This window comes from Bacillus hominis, from assembly GCF_018332515.1.
Taxonomy (GTDB): Bacteria; Bacillota; Bacilli; order Bacillales; family Bacillaceae_G; genus Bacillus_A; species Bacillus_A hominis.
Map to the genome: position 1 here is coordinate 1 of NZ_BOQD01000298.1, position 3,993 is coordinate 3,993.

Consider the following 3,993-nt stretch of genomic DNA (forward strand, 5'->3'; position numbering starts at 1 on the left):
AGCTCTCCCATTCCGTTATTCAATACAAACATAACAGAAGAAATGAAAGCCAAAATAAACAATACTAACGTTGGTATATATTTAATAACAGGCTTCTTATATGACTTTTTTGAAAGAAGAAACGTAATTAACAACGTCATAATGAAAACAAAATATACTACAAATAAGAAAATCACACGAAAGCCTCCACTATTCCTAAACTATGAAAAAAATAACAGAAGTTAAAAATTATTAATATTTCTCATTCACCTGTAATTCTTTACTATACTTTTGAATGAAAACTGATGAAATAACCATTGTCATCCCTACACTAAAACCAATAAGCTGATCCAATAATATTTCATCATGAATGAGAAAACGAAGTAAAAATACACCACCAAAAATAAGCATCATGATAAATCCAGTATGTCTAAGCCGATACGATAAACTTAACTAAATCTATACAATTCAATCAAATTTATACAAGTTAGTGCTTCATCGTGTTCTCGCAACCCCGAAGGGACGAGGGGTATAACACTCCACACGAGGCAGTATCGTTACCTCCTATTATCAAGCATTTATTTTATCCATCTTGATAAATTTATCGAAGCATTTACATCCCTATCGTGATGGCTATTGCATGAAACACAGTCCCATTCACGAATCTTTAAACTCCACTGTCCTTCTGGCTGAACTGAATGGTCGTATTTTACTCCGCAACATGAGCAAATCTTGCTTGAGGCGAACCATTTATCAGCTTTTACATACTCAATGCCATACTTCTCGCACTTGTATGATAAACATTGAAAGAAGAAGTTTAATTTTTGAAATGAAAATGCTTTCGATAGTTTTTTGTTTTTTAACAGGTTTGAGATAGGTAAGTCTTCCACAACAATCCTCATTGGTTTGATTTTCACCAATTTAGCTGTTGCTTGATGGATATGGTTATTTCGGATATTCATAATTTTCCTAGATAACCGCAGGTGCTCAGTTTTAGCTTTTTCATATCCGGCAGATTGAATTTTCACACCTTTTTTAAATCTCCTAGACATATCTCTTTGTGCTGACTTTTTCCTTTTCAAAAGTTTTTTAACCTTGGCATCTTTGTTTATATTTCGTTCTTTCGTACCATTAGAAGCTACAAACAGCTCTTTTAAACCAACATCCACACCAATCGACTCATTGGTTAGTTCTTGTGATTCAAAGTCTTCTTGGAACCCTACACTAATCCACCAGTGACGACCATCAAATGTAACTCTTGGATTTGATGTTTTTTTGTTTCTTGGTAGTTGTTGGCTTGTTTTCACTTCTCCAATAGACTGAATATCAACTACTTTCTTTCCTATAATCAGTCTTTCATAATTGGCATAAAATCCTTGAATTAAATCTTTTTTGGATTTATAAGAAGTGTGATAACCATTTTTGTACTTTTTGAACGAATTTTTTCTCGCCTTATCAAAATCTTTTGAAGCCTGTTTGGGAACTTGTGCGTTGATGTCATTTAACCACTCATATCTCTTTCGCTTCTTGATCTTTGTAAATCGTTTCTGTAAAGCTAACTGTGAAACAGATTTTCCAAATAGCTTATAATATCTATCACTCATTCTTTTACAATAGTTATAAGCGAATCTTGCAGCACCAGTATGGTTTCTAAGCACTTTTTCTTGTTCAGGCGTTGGAATCAGTCTGACTTTCTTCGCCAATATCATCAGAAGTCAACTCCCTAATCATCTGATTGATTTTTTCTGCTTTCGCGACATTCATGCTCACCATTTCTAGCCACTTTGTAGTTCAATCAGCTTTAGGGATTGCCCGCAGTTAACCCTCACTACTAGCCAATCACTTGACTAGCAGGGCTTACTGATATATTTAATTCACTTTGGTTATAATTAGTTAAATAAATCGTAACAGTTAGTTATCCTTTATATACATTTTCACATACTTTTATCCATATTATACCATGATATTTATTGGATATTGCCATCAAGTAGTCGTATTGTCCTCTGGCAGTACGCAGCTACCTTTTGATCATGTGTAACAACTAGCACCGTTTTTCCTTGTTTATTAATCTCTTTTAAGATGCTCATAATTTTCTTCCCGTTTTCTTGATCAAGAGCACCAGTCGGTTCATCAGCAAGTATAATTTTTGTATCTTGTGCTAAAGCCCTTGCTATTGCTGTCCTTTGTTGTTCTCCTCCTGATAACTCGTTAGGATATTTATTTATATGCTTCTCCAACCCTACCATCTCAAGCATTCTTTTTGATATTTGCATACGTTTCTTATGAGAAATTCTTCTATATACAAGTGGAAGCATTACATTTTCAATGACTGTATAATCATCTAGTAGCGAAAAGTTCTGAAATACAAATCCAACTTCCTTATTTCTATACTTATGGTAGTTTGACTTTAATGTACTCGTATCCATTCCATCTAAAAAATACTTTCCAGCAGAGGGACTATCAATTAAGCCAATGATTTTAAGTAAGGTAGATTTCCCGGAACCAGATGGTCCCATAATAGCTATCATTTCGCCTTTTTCTATTGTAAGGTTAATATCTTTTAAAGCACTAAAATTACTCTTTCCGAAGCCCTTAGCCACATTTTCGAGCTGAATCATCTATAACACCTCTTTCATATATGTATTTTTTATTTTTAATACATTGAAATAAATGATTGCATATATAATGAGGATCATTACAATTGATAGAGCACCTATAACAATCAATGATTCTATAGAGACTTGTAGCGTTCCAAAGAAAGATACTGTACTATTTTCTAGCCCTTTTTGAATTTCAATCGCCCCGCTATTCTCCCATTGAAAATACGTAGTTCCTATACATATCGATAAAATGAATAACAACATATCCTCAATAATAATTGGAAGACATATTTGAAAAGTACTTGCTCCTAACGCTGATTTAATAGCAATATTTTTACGCTCCATATAAAGCGTGGCCATTGATGTTAATAAAATAGATATAAATGAAAAAGATAAGACTGTACCGCTTAATAATAAGGGATATGACATATTATCAATGCCTTGCTTTTCATTTTCTAACAATTTATTCGGATTTGTAATATAATACGAATACCCCTTGCCTTCTGTTACCTTTAATACTTTCTTTTGAAATTCATTTATATCCACTTTTCCATTTGGTTCTATAATTAGCCCATTGTATAAAAGTTCTACACTATAAAATTCTATTTCTTCTGTTCCAATTGGTAAAATAGCCATGTCATCTAATAATGTAATACGATTATCCGATATTTCACCGCTTCGAGGATATGTAAATGGTGAATTTTTTTCTAAAAAACCGATTACTTTTAGCTTCATTTTTCCAGATGGTATGACATCACCAATAGATACCTTTTCTTTATAATTAGCACCTAATATAACAGGTCTAATATCAAATACTGATTTATGAAATTCCGATTCCTCAAAATATCTTCCTTGTGAAAGTCGTATATGAAAGTATTTATTAATATCTTTATCAATAATAAGAGTCTTTATCGTTCCATTTTCTTTTTTTAAGCTAAGTGAATAGTTACGGAACAAATAATTTGTTGTATTTGTTATTGGCATCGTATTAGATAACCCTTGAATGAAATGTTGATAATCACTTTTCGCTTTTTCTTCGCTAAACAACGTTATATCTTGCGTTGCATAAAGTTCATAGAAATTTTTATTAGTCGATAAATTATTTGCTACTGTCATCATTTTTCGATATCCCGAAAGGTTACTAACAAATTCTATAGCTGAAGAAAATGCAATAATTAAAGAGATTACTATAATCAAACTTGGTAACAACCGTTTTTTCACAGACCGTATAGAATCAAATATAAAAAACATGACGACCACCTACGTTCTTAAATGTTTTCCAGGATATATATTTATAATGTGCTTAATTGGGATTACAGTAACAAAAATTGTAAGGAAAATTATAAAAACAACAAACGTAAGAAAAACCAACAACATCGCTATTAGAGAAATAAACAAAATTTGAATATATAGT

The 3,993-nt window shown here is 32.0% G+C and carries 4 protein-coding genes and 2 pseudogenes; all 6 read right to left on the reverse strand.

The genetic code is table 11. The annotated features are described in order from the left end of the window. Window positions 1-176 (reverse strand): annotated as a pseudogene (locus tag KI356_RS22805) (sugar ABC transporter ATPase); the annotation flags it as partial. Window positions 177-231: 55 nt separating this feature from the next. Next, a complete protein-coding gene (locus KI356_RS22810; protein ID WP_164881606.1) occupies window positions 232-390 on the reverse strand; it encodes a hypothetical protein in 159 nt (52 codons plus the stop codon). Between the two features lie 167 nt (window positions 391-557). Then, entirely contained in the window at window positions 558-1,688 is a 1,131-nt protein-coding gene (locus KI356_RS22815) for an RNA-guided endonuclease InsQ/TnpB family protein (protein ID WP_128283114.1), read from the reverse strand. 258 nt (window positions 1,689-1,946) lie between these two features. After that, window positions 1,947-2,597 (reverse strand): ABC transporter ATP-binding protein, encoded by a 651-nt coding sequence (locus KI356_RS22820; RefSeq protein ID WP_212936548.1) that lies wholly within the window; start codon window positions 2,595-2,597, stop codon window positions 1,947-1,949. After that, window positions 2,598-3,830, reverse strand: coding sequence for an ABC transporter permease (locus KI356_RS22825; protein ID WP_128283112.1), 1,233 nt, complete (start codon window positions 3,828-3,830; stop codon window positions 2,598-2,600). Window positions 3,831-3,839: 9 nt separating this feature from the next. Continuing rightward, window positions 3,840-3,993: pseudogene (locus KI356_RS22830) on the reverse strand (ABC transporter permease); the annotation flags it as partial.

Excerpts from the sequence above, each read along its gene's own strand:
- KI356_RS22810 (WP_164881606.1), bottom strand. The coding sequence starts at position 390 with ATGCTTATTTTTGGTGGTGTATTTTTACTTCGTTTTCTCATTCATGAT.
- KI356_RS22815 (WP_128283114.1), bottom strand. The coding sequence starts at position 1,688 with ATGATATTGGCGAAGAAAGTCAGACTGATTCCAACGCCTGAACAAGAA.
- KI356_RS22820 (WP_212936548.1), bottom strand. The coding sequence starts at position 2,597 with ATGATTCAGCTCGAAAATGTGGCTAAGGGCTTCGGAAAGAGTAATTTT.
- KI356_RS22825 (WP_128283112.1), bottom strand. The coding sequence starts at position 3,830 with ATGTTTTTTATATTTGATTCTATACGGTCTGTGAAAAAACGGTTGTTA.